The following is a 13,459-nucleotide window of genomic DNA, read 5'->3' as shown; positions in this document are numbered from 1 at the left end:
GGCGGACCCTAGTCGGCGTCGCCCGGCCAGGTGTTCCCGGCAGTGGTAGGCATGCATTCCGAGGGGGCGGCGTTTTTATCCAGGCCCCGTGACGTGGCAAACGAAACACCTTCGAGGAACGCCTTCGCTCGTTGTGTTTCCGGATAGGCCTCGAGGAGTTGCCAGAACGTTGCGTTATGGGAGGCCACCAGCAGGTGCGCCAGTTCGTGCAGCAGGACGTAATCGATGACCCATTGCGGCATGGGGCGCAGCTTGTCCGACAGGCGGATGGTTCCCTCGGCCGGGGTCGCGGAACCCCAGCGGGAGTTCTGGTTGCTGACCCAGCGAACGGATGTGGGCGTTGCCCGGCCGCCAAGGTACTTGATGGACAGGTGGGCGGCGTGGGCCGCGAGGGCCTCGTCGGTGGCGGGCCGCCGCCGGCCGGCAGCCGCGGGCCGCTCCCCCTGTTTGTGCAGCTTTGCCAGCATGCGGTGGACCCACTCGCGTTCCTGGGCCGCAGTGAACCGTGCCGGAATGGCAACCACCGCGGTCCCGTCTTCCCAGAATGCCGCCACGGTCCGGGTGCGGCGTGCCGACCGCCGTACCTCCACGGGGGCTCCACCGGTGGTTGTCAGGACGGCAGCCGCCTGCTGGTTACTGTTGCCTGGCGGGCTGCCGCGCCTCACAGGACGCTGCTTTCGGCCAGGACCTTCAGAACGTCTTCCCCGTACCGTTCAAGTTTGGAAGGACCGATACCTGCGAGCCCGGCAAGTTCCTCCAGGGACGCCGGCCGCGCTTCCGCAATCGCCGTGAGGGTGGCATCCGTGAAGACGACGAAAGCGGGCACGTCGGCGGACTGGGCGACGTCGCGCCGCCAGTTCCGGAGTGCATCAAAGGTCTGTTCCTCGTAGCTGGGGGGACACGCGTTGCAGCGGCCCACCTTGCGCTCCGCCCCGGTGGAAAGCATGCTGCCACAGACCCGGCAGACTGCCGGAGCGGCGGCCTTGCGGCGCGGAACCGTACCCTTGCTGCGGGCGCTGGAGCTTGCGACGGAATCGGGCCGCAGCCCGTCGAGGAAACGGGACGGCTTGCGGTTGGCGCGGCCGCCCGGAGTCCGTGCCGTGCTCCAGGAAAGCGAGAGGTGTTCACGGGCACGGGTGATGCCGACGTACAGCAGCCGGCGCTCCTCATCCACAGTCTCGGCCGAGTCCGCGAAGGAAATGGGCATCAGGCCTTCGCTGAGCCCCACCAGGAACACGGCATCCCATTCCAGGCCCTTGGCTGCGTGCAGGGACGCGAGCGTCACGCCCTGCACGGTGGGGGCGTGCTGGGCGAGCGAACGCTCCTGGAGCTCGTTGACGAAGTCACTGAGCCCGAATTCCGGACCGCGGTTCTGCGCAAGTTCGTCCGCCAGTGCCACCAGGGCCGCCAATGACTCCCACCGTTCGCGGAGGGCACCCCCGCTGTGGGGTGCGGAATCCGTGTAGCCGAGGGAGGAAACAATGTCCCGGACCAGTTGGCCCAGCGGTTCCGGGGAATCCGTTTCACTCACGGCCCTGGTGGCGGCGCGGAGCTGGAGGATGGCGTCCCGGACCTCCTTGCGCGCGAAGAAGCGTTCGCCGCCCCTCAGCTGGTAGCCGATTCCCGCCGCTGCCAGCGCCTGTTCGTACGCCTCGGACTGGCCGTTGGTGCGGAAAAGGACAGCGACCTCGCTGGCTGGTGTCCCGGCGTCGAGCAGCGCCTTGATCTTTTGCGCCACGGTAGCGGCTTCGGCTTCGTCGTCCGTGCATTCGGTGAACTGGGGCACGGGGCCGGCGGGTCGCTGGGCCACCAGCTGCAGTGGCGTGGCCCAGGCGGCGTCCGCGGCGGGGCCGCCGCTGCGCCGGCCGGCCAGCAGGTCATTGGCCAGCTTCACCACCTGGGGCGTGGAGCGGTAGTCCCGGATGAGCTTGACCACGTTGGCCTGCGGGTAGCGGGTTTTGAAGTCCAGCAGGTGCCGGGGCGATGCTCCGGTGAAGGAGTAAATGGTCTGGCTGGCGTCGCCCACCACGCAGAGTTCGTCGCGGCCACCGAGCCAAAGCTCCAGGAGGCGTTGCTGCAGCGGGGAAACGTCCTGGTATTCGTCCACCACGAAGTGCCGGTACTGCTCCCGGACCGTGGCAGCCACCTTCTCGTCCTCCTGCAGGATGCCCACCGTAATCAGCAACACGTCTTCGAAGTCGATCACGTTGCGGTCCGTCTTGACATCCTCGTAGGACTGGAACACGCGGGCGACCGCGGTGAGGTCGAATCCGCCGGGTGCACCCCGCCCCTGTGCGTTCTCCAGGTAGTTGGCAGGGGTCAGCATGGACACCTTGGCCCACTCAATTTCCGAGGCGAGATCGCGGATGGACGCGCGGTCGGTGCTGAGCCTCAGCCGCCTTGCGGCCTCGGCGAGGATTTGCGCCTTATGGTCCAGCAGGTTCGGCAAGGTGCCGCCAACCGCCTGCGGCCAAAAGAACTGAAGTTGGCGCAGCGCGGCGGCATGGAAGGTCCGGGCCTGGACGTTACCGGCGCCCAGGTCACGCAGACGGCTGCGCATCTCCGCCGCTGCCCGGGCGGTAAAAGTTACTGCGAGCAGTCGCTGGGGAGTGTAGACCCCCGAGTGGACGCCGTAGGCGATGCGGTGGGTGATGGCGCGGGTCTTGCCCGTACCCGCTCCCGCCAGCACACAGAGCGGACCGTTGAGGGTGCTGGCCACTTCACGCTGTTCGGCGTCCAGGCCGCCGAGGATCCGGTCCTCAAGGGAGGCTGCGCCGTCAAAATTCTCTGTAGTCACTTCTGCTGCTTTGTTTCTCGACTACCGCGTGCTGGAGTCTGGTGGATGGAATAACTTAGGCTCCGGTCAGGTCCCGGATCCGGCCGCCGTACCAGTGCTCAATCAGTGAACGGGCAATGGAAAGCCTGCTTGAAATAGTGATTTCGCCACTGAGCACGGCTTCCTGGAGTTCCTCGCGGCTGAACCAGCGCGCCCTGGTGACCTCCACGCCGTCGGGCGTTGCCTGGGTGTCCTCGGTGACGGCCGTAAATCCAAGCATAAGGGAGGCAGGGAACGGCCACGACTGGGAGCCGAGATACTGGCAGGCAGTGACGCGGACTCCCACTTCCTCCTGGATCTCGCGCACTACGGCCTGCTCCAGTGATTCGCCCGGCTCAACGAACCCGGCCAGGGTGGAGTAGTTCCTGGCATCCAGGGGACCCCCACCGCCCAGCAGCAGCCGCCCATCCGGGCCAACGACCGTGACGATGATCGCGGGATCGGTCCGCGGATAGTGTTCCGAATTATCAGCCGGGCAACGGCGGACCCAGCCGCCGGCTTCCACGTCCGTGGGCGAGCCGCAGCGGGGGCAGTGCGTGTGGCCTGCATGCCAGTTGGCGATAGCACTGGATTCCACGAACAACGCCGTGGAGGTGGCAGTCAGGCCAGTCGCAACGTCCCTGAAACCCGCCCAGGCCGCATCCGCAGGGATGCCGGCAGTACCGGGCTCGGGCGGATGGGGCAGGACGAAGAGCAACAGTTCAGTGCCCTCGGGGAGGTCCGACCCGGGCAGGGCGGATCCGAGGTACACGACGAGTTCAGGAGAGGATCCGGCCCCGTCGAGATCCGCCAGGAGATCCCTCGCGGAGGCGAGGACCATGCTGCTGTCCTGCACCAGGCCCTGCCGGCCCGACAGGACGATGGCCAGGGCATCCGGACCGGTCAGCAGGTCATCGATCATGCCGGGCCTGATGCGTGCGGCAGAGCCCCGGTCCACCAAGGCAGGCCGCACCGGGAGCAGGGTGTCCGCCAGGTGGTTCGCGGGCAACCGTGCCGGCGCAACCTGGTGAACGGGCAGGACAGACTCCGTATGGCTCATGAGTCCACCGTACTGACTGCCACGGACATTTCACATTTCACAGTGCCGGTTAACTGCGCCCGACACCCCCGGAATTCAAGCTATCTCAAGACTCGCCGCCGGCAGATCTCGGTCTGGGACAACTGGCAATCTACCGTGGAACGGTGAGAAGAAAACCGATTGAGCTGGCGGCCATTGCAACCGCGGCAGTCCCCGGACTGACGCCGACGGCCGTTAGCTCTGCACCGGATGATCCCGCGGACTTCGACTCGGCGCTGCTCCTGGATTCAGAAGGCAAGCGCTGGCGGGTCAGGTCGCCGCGGCACGCCGAGGCCAGCGCCCGGCTGGAAACGGAGTTCCTGGTGCTCCGGGCCTTCGCTCCGGCCGTGCGGGCCGAGCTGCCTTTCCTCATGCCCACGGTGGCCGGCAGCGTACGGCTGGGAACCCTGAGCACCTTCGTGTACTCGCACCTGTCGGGCACCACGCGCAGCGTCGAGGAATTGACCACGGGTCCAGGCAGTGTCGCCCGCGAGATCGGCACCGCCCTGGCTGCCATTCACGACCTGCCCCGATCCCTGGTGAGCAACGCCGATCTCCCCAGCTACACGCCCAACGAGTTCCGCCAACGGAGGCTGAACGAGCTGGACCAGGCTGCCACCACAGGAAAGATTCCGGCCGCATTGCTGCGCCGCTGGGAACATGCCATGGAGGACGTGTCCCTGTGGCGCTTCAACCCCTGCGTCGTCCACGGCGACCTGCACGAGGACAACCTGCTCATCGAGTCCGGGCGGGTCACGGCAGTAACCGGCTGGACGGACCTGCGGATCGGTGACCCCGCGGACGACTTCGCCTGGTTGGTGGCCTCCAACGAACAGGACTTCATTGATGCAGTGCTGAAGGCCTATACCGCCGGCCGCCGTGATACCCCGGACCAGCACCTCCTGCGCCGGGCCGCCCTCTCAGCGGAGTTCGCACTTGCCCAGTACCTGGTCAAGGGACTCGCCGCCGGTGATGAGGCCATGGTCCGCGAGGCTGAAGGCATGCTGGAGAGCCTGGCCAGTGACATCGCCGAGTTCGGTGGCCAGCCCATCAGCGTCGAACCGCTTCCGGACGCTTCAAGCCCGGACAACTCCGAAGCGGCTGCACAGGTGCCGGCGGAAGACTCCGCGCCGGCAGCCGCCCCCGGGCCTGCACGCTCTGGGTCCTCCCCCGCCGTCACGGTGGTCCCTGTCCCGGTGGAACCGGCAGAGCCCGCACAGCCCGCGGTGCACGTGACTCCCATCCCGGTGGACCCGCCGGCTGACGAGGCACCTGACGCCGAGGATACGGCCCCGACGGCCAAAGGCCCGGATGACACCTCCACCGCCGCCATCTCGGTCATCAACATCAAGCAGGGCTGACGGCACAATCAAGCGGGCTGATCGGCACAGAGCCGCCCGTCCGTGAGGCCGCGGTGAAGCCGCGGCCTCACGCCCGTGCGAGCGCGCGCGCTACGATTCCTTCCAACTCGGCGGCCGTCCCAAGGTCGTGCGGCCGGACCACGGCGTTGTCTGCCACATAAAAGAACGCAGCCCGCACGTCCTCCAGCGGAACGCCCTTCAGGCGCGCCCATGCAAGCCGGTACACGGCCAGCTGGATTGAACGGGTCTTCAGCTGCCCGGCCGAGGGGCGCCGGCCTGTCTTCCAGTCCACCAGGTCCCAGCGGCCGTCGGCGTCCTGGAAGACGGCGTCGACCCGTCCCCGGACAACAACTTCACCAACCCTCGTTTCAACCGGAACCTCCACGAACGCCGGGGACCTGTCGGCCCACGGGGAGGCCTTGAACGTGGCCACCATGTCGTCGAGGTCGTAGGCAGCGTCAATGTGGTCATCCGAACCCGGCGCCTCGCCGAGGTCAAGCATCCCGGCAGTTCCGAAGTATTCCTCCACCCAGGCGTGGAAAGCTGTGCCCTTCCGCGCCGACATGCCCGGTTCGCGCGGCACCGGCCTGCGCAGCCGCCCCACCACCGCCTCAGGGTCCTCCCCGAGGTCCACGAGGGTGGAGGCGGAGATATGGGTGGGCAGGTGCACCTCCTGGCCACCTGACCTTCTTGCCCGGCGTTCCAGCAACAGCGCAGCTTCCCTCGCCCAGCCGGCCGCCGCTCCCGTGAGCGGAGTCCCCTCGCCGTTCCGGGAAATGCCTGTTCCACCGGGCTTCCCGGACCCATCGGGCAGGACCACACCGGTCTTTAGCAGGTCAACCACCCGCCCCGCCGCAGCTTCCATGGCCGCCCTGCGCCCACGCGACATGCGGAGCCGCTCACCGGTCCGCGCATCCGTTGGACCTTCCAGCGGGTCATAGGGCCACATTGCCTCTTCCGTCTCAAGGGTCAACGGACTCTCGTCCGGAAGGGCAGCCTCTTCCAGCGACAACGGATGGACCAGGGCAGCAGCCTGAGGCTCGTCGTCGGCCGCTTGGGTCAGCGTTTCAAGCTCCGCCAGGAATGGGGACATCTCTGCCCGTCCGGCGCGTGAACCCACCCAGGCGGCGCTGGATACCCACAACACATGCTTGGCCCTGGTGTAGGCCACGTAGGCGAGCCGCCGTTCTTCCTCTTCACCATGGGCCTGCACCGCGGCCTTGAAATCCTTCTCGGCGTCCAGCCAGCCCTTCTGGTCCGGTTGTTCCACGTCCCACTGGGGAAGGTCGGCCCGGTCTCCGCGCAAGGGCCAGGGAAGCGCTGCCGCACCGCTGCTCCAGCGGGAGTCCCTGTCGCTCGGGAAGGCTCCCGCGTTCAGCCCGGGAACGAAGACTACATCCCATTCCAGGCCCTTGGACGCATGGACGGTCAACAACTGGACTGCTTCCCGGTTCACGTCGCTGGCAGGCGCTTCCAGGCCGTTTTCCTCAGCCGAGGCAGCCTCCAGCCATGATAGGAAGGCGAGGATATCCACCCTTTGGGAGGTTCGGAGGAATCCGGCGGCCGCATCCTGGAAGGCGTCGAGGTTGCGCCGCGCCTGGTGGATGCTGATCCCCGGCCGTGCCGCCACCTCGATATCCAGGAGCATCGCCCGCTCCACTTCACCCAGGAGCGTGGTGAGGTCATCTCCCAGGTAGCCGCGCAATTGCCGCAGTTCCGCTGACAACCGGGCAAGCCGGGAACGGGCCGCCGCCCCAAGGGTACGGCCGTTCGACGACGTCCAACCGTCGCGCGGCAGGAAGTCCAGGGCCTCCACCAGGCTGGCACCGTCGGTCAGGTCGCCTTCCAGGACCGGCCCGTCCACGGCGTCGTCACCGGCGTCGGGGACGTCGGCGTCGGACCCGGCCGGGGCTTTGCCGCGGTTTCGCGCCAACTGGCTGGACCAGTCCCGCAGGGCCATCAAGTCCGCGGGACCTATGCGCCACCGTGCACCGGCCAGGAGCCGCATGAGGGCATCGGAACGGCCAGGGTCTGCAAGGACACGGAGGGTGGCAACGAGGTCGACGATCTCGGGGGTGTCCAGGAGTCCGCCCAGGCCCACGATTTCGTAGGCGATGCCGCGGGCTTCGAACTGCCTGCGGACGGTCTCCATCTGGGCCCGCCGGCGGCACAGTACGGCCAGGGCTGGGGGAACGGCCGATCCATCGGTTTTGGATTCGAAGTCCGTCACCTTGTACCTCAGGACGTCCCCGGCGAGCGCGGCGGCCTCCTCGACGTCGCTGGCGAAACGTCCCGGTACCACGGTTCCGTCGACGGCGTATGGACTGGGCTGCAGCGGAGGCACTTCGGCAGCGGCCGCCTTGCCTCCTGCCGGGCCGCGCTTGGCCGCCGACCGGCCAAGAGACTGGGACATCACATTTGCGGCTGCGAGGATGGAGCGGCCGTTACGCCAGGCTGTGGTCAAGTAGGACGTTGGGGCGGGCGCCCAGCCCGAATCGCCTTCCGCTTCACCGGTGCGGACGGGAAATTCGCGGACGAAGTGAAACAACTGGCCGGCGGAAGCACCGCGGAACCCATAAATCGACTGGTTGGGGTCGCCGACTGCCGTGACCGCATGGCCGCCGCCGAACAGGCGGGAGAAAAGTACCAGTTGCGCGTACGACGTGTCCTGGAACTCGTCGAGCAGGACTACCTTGTACCGCTGCCTCTCCATCGTGGCCGCCAGCGGAACCTCCTGTGCAACCTTCGCTGCGAGGGCCACGAGGTCCCCGAAATCGAGGGCGCCGCGGGCACGTTTCGCCGCAGAGTAGCGGCCCACCATGTCAGCGACGCTTGCCCTGGTGCGCAGCATTCCGGCAAGCTCCGAGACTGCCTGCGGCGGGTTCTTCTTCTTGTCCGCCAGGTACGGCAGGGACTCAAACTCCGAGAGGCGCGCCATCAACCAGGCTTCGACATCCTCGGGCTCCTGGAGGTGTTCGGCACACTCCCCCGCCAACTGGATGACGGCCTTCACCAGGGTGGATTTCGCAGCACGGAAGTGGGCGTATTCGCCGTCGTAGGCCTCAACCACCTCGCTGGCAAGTTGCCATGCCTGCGCTCCACCCAGCAGCACCACATCGCGTTCCACGCCCAGCCGGAGACCGTAGTCGGAGACGATACCGCTGGCGAAGGAATGGTACGTGGACACCTTGGGTTCCAGTGCGTCGCTGCTCCGCAGGCCCTCCGGAAACATCCCGGCGCCGGTGTCCTTCGCAGCAAGTCGCTGCAGGGCCAGGAGCTTGGACCGGATCCGGGTGGCGAGTTCGCCGGCGGCCTTCCGGGTGAAGGTCACCCCCAGGACTTCCTCGGGAGTGACCCATCCGTTGGCCACGAGCCACACCACCCTGTCGGCCATGGTGGCGGTCTTCCCCGAGCCCGCCCCCGCGATCACCAGCCGGGGCGCAAGGGGCGAAGAGATGATGGCGGACTGCTCCGGCGTCGGGATGTTCTTTTCGCCGAGCAGAACGGACAGTTCTTCCGGACTGAAGCGGGGCGTGGCGGTGGCCTCCCCCGCAGGCAGGACCTCCATCGGGTGGCTCATTCGGTCACCTGCCGTCCACGCGCACACAGCGGGCAGACCTCCGGAAGCCGGCAGCCATGGCCGCCGTGGCTGCCCTTGGCCGGATCATGCCGCGCGACGAATTCGCTGCCGCCCATCACGGCGGCCGCATTCTTGACCATGTCCAACGCCCAATTCTCCTGCGGGTCCAGAGCTTCCTGCTGCTGGATGGACGGGTTCTTGGCCGCTGTCCCGAGCTGCGCCAGCACGGCACCTCCGGACAGGCCGCTGCCGTTCGAGCCGGCCTCGAACCCGCCGGCGACCACCGCCGCTTGGTACGCCCCGAGCTGGGGATGGCGCGAGAGCTCGCCCTTGCCGGGCTGCCGTTTTCCGGTCTTGAGGTCCACCACCACCAGGCGTCCCCCGTCGTCGACCTCCAGCCGGTCCACCTGCCCGCGGAGTACCGCATCACGCGGCGCGGCGGCGTCCACCACCACTTCCCCGAGCGCAACGTCAAAGTCCTTTTCCACGCCCAGCAGGCTGCGGCCTTCAGCCCTCATGGTCAACACGTATTGAGCCAACTTCCGCACCATGGACTCGGCACGCTGGAAATCCAGCCTGCCTTCCCAGTTGTCCTTCATCCCGAGCGCCGGCCAGCGCCGCACCAGCTCTGCCAGGTACTCCGAGCCGGACGCGTCCGGCATGTCCTGGGCAATGGCGTGCACGAGGGTGCCAAGGCTGCGGGCGAAGTCGGTGGCTGCCTCCCCGCCTGCCGCCTGGACGAACCAGTCCAAGGGCGACTTCTGCACGGTCTCCACCTTGGACGGGGACACAAACACGGTTGCCCCCGGCGGAACCACCGCTTCGGAGGAAGTGAGCGGGGCCAGCCCCCACCAGCTGTCCGGGTGGGCACCGGCGACCGCCGGCTCCGCCGCGGCAAGATGTGCCAGCACCTTGGCAGCCTCTTCCCTGTGGGCGGGATCGGCCGCATCGGATTGGGCATGTTGGCGAAGTTCGGCGACCAGGGCGCGCAGGGTCATCGGCCGTTCAACCTGGGTGAAAACGCGACCCTCCTGTCCGGGTTCCAGGGGTGCGACGAAGTCCAGGAAGGATGATGGTTGGTCGTCTTCCGATGAGACGGCGGTGCACACCAGGAGTTCGCGTGCCCGGGATACCGCCGTGGAGAAGCTGCGCAGTTCGTCGTAGCGGATATCCCGCAACCGGCTCAACGGGTCGCGCTGGAGCGCATACTCCGGCCCATGCTCTACGGCGTCGGCGTACAGGGTGCTGCCGAGCAGTTCGCCGCGGAGCCTGGTGTTGGGCCACACCCCCTCCTGCAAGCCGGCGATGATAACGACGGGCCATTCGCGGCCTGCGGCGCTGGCCGGCGTCATCAGTTCAACAGCGTCATCCAGCTGGGCGCGGGCCGCGAGGGTGTCCATGGGGAGCTCCTGGTTCAGGAGGTATTCCAGGAACTGCTCAGGACCCGCACCGGGCATCTGGTCCACGTAGCGTTCGGCGGTATGGAAGAGGGCCATCATCGCATCAAGGTCGCGGTCGGCCCGGGCCCCGTGCGGACCGCCGGACAAGGCAATTGCAGTCCATGCTGAGGCAAGGCCGGTGGAATTCCACAGAGCCCACAACACGGATTCCGCGTTGGCGCCGGGAAGTGCGGCTGCCTCCCGGCCCGCCTGGATCATCCGGGCCGTGCGCCGCGCTGCCCGTCCTTCAATGCCCAGGGCACCCAGCGCGCCCGGCTCGAGCAGTGCCTCGACCAGGAGCACGTCGCTGGCGCGCCCGCCGCCACCCAGGAGCTCCTCCCGGCGCAGCGATTGCCGGAGCCGCCGCAGCTCGATGGACGTGGCTCCCCCGATGCGGGACGTCAGGAGGGACACCGCGGCTTCCGGCGTCAGCAGGGCCGGATCCAAGGCAATGGCGAAGGCGTCCAGGAGCGGCCGCACCGCTACCTCGTCCCGGACCGCCGATTCAGCCACGGGAACCCGGACCGGGATGCCCTGCCCGGACAAGTATCGTTGCAGCTCGCTGACCTGGCCGCCATTGCGAACGATCACCGCCATGTCCCCGAGGCCGCGGTTGTGTTTGATGTGCTGGTCCAGGATTCGCTGTGCAACATAACGCAGTTCATGGACGGGCGTGGGGACCAAGTGTGCCTCGACCCGGCCGGGCCCGACGTCGTTCTCGGCCAGCCCTGGCGCGTCCTCCCGGGCCGACCGGTTGGGCCGCTCGAGGCGCCGCGCCAACTGGCCGCCGGCCCGCTGGGAAATGCGGCCGGCAACATTCAGCCATGACTCGGCCACCGCCGGGGCAAGACCGTGGGCGTAGCGGAGCGGACGTTCAAGGACAGGCGCCTGTGCCGCCAGCAGCCGGGGCAGTTCAGCCACGAGATCCGGCCTGGCGCCGCGGAATCCCTGGACTACGGTGTCCGGGGAGGAGGTCACGTAGCAGTCGCTGCCGGCCGCGATATCGGCCAGCAGCTCGAAGATGGCCGGATTGGCCTCCTGGATATCGTCCACCAGCACAACCTGCAGGCGGTCGCGCTCGGCCTCGAGGAAATCGGGCGCGTCCTGGAAGATCTGGCGGGCGGCCGTGATGATCCCGGCGGGATCGAAAGCTTCGGGCATCCTCAGGTCCAGGACGTCCCGGTACTCGGCGTAGAGGGCGGCTGCTGCTTTCCAGTCCGGACGGCCGCACTGGTCAGCCAACTGCGAGAGGTCCTCGGCCGTGCGGCCGGATTCAATGACGCGGTCAAAGAGCTGCCGCACCTCATGGCGGAAGCCGCGGGTCTCCAGTGCACCATCCAGATCGGCCGGCCACGGCAGTTCCAGCCCGGGGATCCTGTGTCCTTCCAGGAGTTCCTTGATGATCAGGTCCTGCTCCGGACCCGACAACAAGCGGGGTGGCCTTGAGAGCTGGATGACGCCCTCGGCCTTGGCCCGCCAGATGAGGTCGAATGCATACGATGCCCATGTCCTGGCTGGAGTGGTGCTGAGGCTCCGGTCCAAACGCGCGGTGAAGCGGTCCCTCAGGAAGTCTGCGGCAAGACGGGTGGGCGCCAGGATCAGCATGCGCTCCGGATCCACCCCGTCACGGAAGACCCGTTGGACTGCGGCCTCGACCAGGACGGTGGTCTTTCCTGTGCCTGGTGCGCCCGGTACGAGCACGGGCCCGGAGCCCTGGGTAACATCCACCGCTGCCTGCTGGTCCGGCGTCAGCTGGATTGCCTCCGCATGCACCTGGCGCGGCGGAAGCAGCCGAATGGCAGGGGCACCGCGGAATGCGGCCTCCAGGCCGTCCTCCGGCTCTTGCCGTGGGGCCAAGGGGCCATTCAAAGGGATTGCTACTGTCACAAAGTCATTCCATCATCAGGCACCGACAAACTGTGGAGCCGGCGCTCCAGCTCCGCGGCGGCGGCATCGATACGGTCGAAATCATCGTCGGTGGGGGCCCAGCGTGCTGCGGTCAAATCCACCCGCCACCTGCCTTCCCCTGTCCGCAGGTACGCGGCATGGTCTCCCCGGAGCGGCGTACCCTCTTCGAGGTAGCGGTACAAGGCCTCGGCTTCATGGCCTTCGGGGGCATGCCCGCTTGCTTTCAGGACACGCCACCACGGCACACTGCTTCCGTAGTGGCTCATCACCGCCCCCACCTGCCGGGGGCCGCCGGAGCCCAGGAGCTCGGCGATGTCCCCGTACGACACTGCGGATCCCGGAGAGACCAGCCTGACGACGGCAAGGACCGCCTGGACGTACTCATTCCGCATTGATCCAATGTAGCCGCAGTGGCGTTCCCCTAAATTGTCGGCGGGTCCCCTTAGCGTTGAACCATGAGCTCCTGGCATACCCTCCCCCGCGCAGCATTTGACCTCGAAACCACCGGCCGCAATTCGCGTGCGGCCAGGATTGTCACGGCGTCAATCACCGTGGTGGACCATGAAGGCGGGGTCATCAAGGAGCACGAGTGGCTGGCGGACCCGGGCGTGGAAATTCCCACGGAGGCCAGTGATATCCACGGCGTCACCACCGAGCAGGCCCGGCGCGACGGCAGGCCTGCCCACGAGGTAACGCGGGAGGTCGCCGCCGTCCTGCAGGAACTGTTCGACTCCGAAATCCCGGTCATCGCCTTCAACGCCAGCTACGACTTCACCGTCCTCGCAGCCGAATCGGCACGCTACGGGGTGCCGCAGCTCCACCGCTTCCCGATCTTGGACCCGTACATCATGAACAAGCAGGTGGACAGGTACCGCAAGGGCAAGCGCACGCTCACGGCCCTCTGCGAGGAATACGGCGTGAACCTGGACAATGCGCACACCTCCGCCGCCGATGCTCTCGCCACCCTGCGTGTCCTCGATGCGATGGCCGGGAAGTTCCCCAAACTGCAGATGCCGGCGGGCAACCTGCACCAGCTGCAGATCGAATGGGCCACGGCCCAGGCCGCCGACTTCCAGGACTACCTCCGGAAAACCAAGCCCGCGGCCGTGATCGAGGGAGACTGGCCGGTACTGCCGCCACAGGACGCCACCGCGGGAGGCTTCTAGGGTTCCTTTACGCATGCCGGATTGGGAGGCATGTCACAGTCACGTTACTTAATGAAAGTCCCCCCTCAGGTTGGCGGATCATTCGATATCGCGACTCCCAAGCGCTTCGGAT

The 13,459-nt window shown here is 67.4% G+C and carries 8 protein-coding genes; 2 read left to right on the top strand and 6 right to left on the bottom strand.

What is annotated here, in order from left to right; all coding sequences use genetic code 11:
- Positions 1-8: 8 nt before the first annotated feature.
- From QF050_RS10955 to nudC, 3 genes are read right to left on the bottom strand one after another with little or no spacing between them, the layout of a single operon-like run.
- On the bottom strand, positions 9-665 hold the full coding sequence (locus QF050_RS10955; protein WP_374121521.1) for a YgjP-like metallopeptidase domain-containing protein: 657 nt from the start codon (positions 663-665) through the stop codon (positions 9-11).
- Complete coding sequence (locus QF050_RS10950; RefSeq protein ID WP_308930453.1) at positions 662-2,797, bottom strand: ATP-dependent DNA helicase UvrD2; 2,136 nt, start codon at positions 2,795-2,797, stop codon at positions 662-664. Before QF050_RS10950 ends, QF050_RS10955 begins: the two co-directional genes overlap by 4 nt.
- A gap of 55 nt (positions 2,798-2,852) precedes the next feature.
- Entirely contained in the window at positions 2,853-3,875 is a 1,023-nt protein-coding gene (gene nudC, locus QF050_RS10945) for an NAD(+) diphosphatase (protein ID WP_308930452.1), read from the bottom strand.
- 143 nt (positions 3,876-4,018) lie between these two features.
- Here nudC and QF050_RS10940 point away from each other — a divergent pair, with 143 nt between their 5' ends.
- Positions 4,019-5,254, top strand: coding sequence for a macrolide 2'-phosphotransferase (locus QF050_RS10940; protein WP_308930451.1), 1,236 nt, complete (start codon positions 4,019-4,021; stop codon positions 5,252-5,254).
- Positions 5,255-5,321: 67 nt separating this feature from the next.
- Here the strand turns inward: QF050_RS10940 and QF050_RS10935 are convergent, their stop codons facing one another.
- The 3 genes from QF050_RS10935 to QF050_RS10925 are packed head-to-tail and all read right to left on the bottom strand — an operon-like array spanning position 5,322 to position 12,573.
- Positions 5,322-8,834 (bottom strand): UvrD-helicase domain-containing protein, encoded by a 3,513-nt coding sequence (locus tag QF050_RS10935; protein ID WP_308930450.1) that lies wholly within the window; start codon positions 8,832-8,834, stop codon positions 5,322-5,324.
- The gene (locus tag QF050_RS10930; RefSeq protein WP_308930449.1) at positions 8,831-12,130 is read right to left on the bottom strand and encodes an ATP-dependent DNA helicase; all 3,300 of its coding nucleotides are present in this window, start codon (positions 12,128-12,130) and stop codon (positions 8,831-8,833) included. The genes QF050_RS10935 and QF050_RS10930 overlap by 4 nt, the downstream gene beginning before the upstream one ends.
- A 26-nt stretch (positions 12,131-12,156) precedes the next feature.
- Positions 12,157-12,573, bottom strand: coding sequence for an MGMT family protein (locus QF050_RS10925; RefSeq protein ID WP_308930448.1), 417 nt, complete (start codon positions 12,571-12,573; stop codon positions 12,157-12,159).
- Between the two features lie 63 nt (positions 12,574-12,636).
- On the opposite strand from QF050_RS10925, the gene QF050_RS10920 reads away from it, so the two are divergent.
- Positions 12,637-13,347 (top strand): 3'-5' exonuclease, encoded by a 711-nt coding sequence (locus tag QF050_RS10920; protein ID WP_308930447.1) that lies wholly within the window; start codon positions 12,637-12,639, stop codon positions 13,345-13,347.
- The last annotated feature ends 112 nt before the right edge of the window (positions 13,348-13,459 follow it).

The sequence above is a fragment of the Arthrobacter sp. SLBN-112 genome (assembly GCF_030944625.1).
Lineage (GTDB): Bacteria > Actinomycetota > Actinomycetes > Actinomycetales > Micrococcaceae > Arthrobacter.
The sequence above is the reverse complement of the archived record's forward strand: the minus strand, read 5'-3'. Positions and strand labels throughout refer to the sequence as shown.

Coding starts and splice junctions, on each gene's coding strand:
- QF050_RS10920 (WP_308930447.1), top strand. CDS start 12,637: ATGAGCTCCTGGCATACCCTCCCCCGCGCAGCATTTGACCTCGAAACC.
- QF050_RS10925 (WP_308930448.1), bottom strand. CDS start 12,573: ATGCGGAATGAGTACGTCCAGGCGGTCCTTGCCGTCGTCAGGCTGGTC.
- QF050_RS10935 (WP_308930450.1), bottom strand. CDS start 8,834: ATGAGCCACCCGATGGAGGTCCTGCCTGCGGGGGAGGCCACCGCCACG.
- nudC (WP_308930452.1), bottom strand. CDS start 3,875: ATGAGCCATACGGAGTCTGTCCTGCCCGTTCACCAGGTTGCGCCGGCA.